The sequence below is a fragment of the Pseudomonas sp. 2822-17 genome, assembly GCF_002742485.1.
GTDB classification, from domain to species: Bacteria; Pseudomonadota; Gammaproteobacteria; order Pseudomonadales; family Pseudomonadaceae; genus Aquipseudomonas; species Aquipseudomonas cyclaminis.
This window is the reverse complement of record NZ_LJRZ01000937.1, coordinates 1-234: the sequence shown is the minus strand read 5'-3', so window position 1 is coordinate 234 and position 234 is coordinate 1. Positions and strand designations below refer to the sequence as shown.

The 234-nt window shown below is 32.1% G+C and carries 1 protein-coding gene; it reads left to right on the top strand.

The window, feature by feature from the left end:
* The coding region (locus AOA60_RS33695) for a hypothetical protein (RefSeq protein ID WP_218241002.1) at nucleotides 1–234 on the top strand (234 nt) is incomplete at both ends.

Below are 234 nucleotides of genomic sequence, written 5' to 3'. Positions count from 1 at the left end.
GTACAATTATTCTTAACACAACATTCACTGCTCCACGCATCTTCTGTTGGGAAGATGCCTCAAGACACTTTAGCAGATTTTTTATTGAATGAACTGGATGAGAATATATTTAGACAATATCCAGTAAATAGTCCAGATACTAAAAATTCAATTGCATGGCATTTATGGCATATCACTAGAATTGAAGATATGACAATGAATATTTTAGTAGCAGATAAGCAGCAAGTATTATAT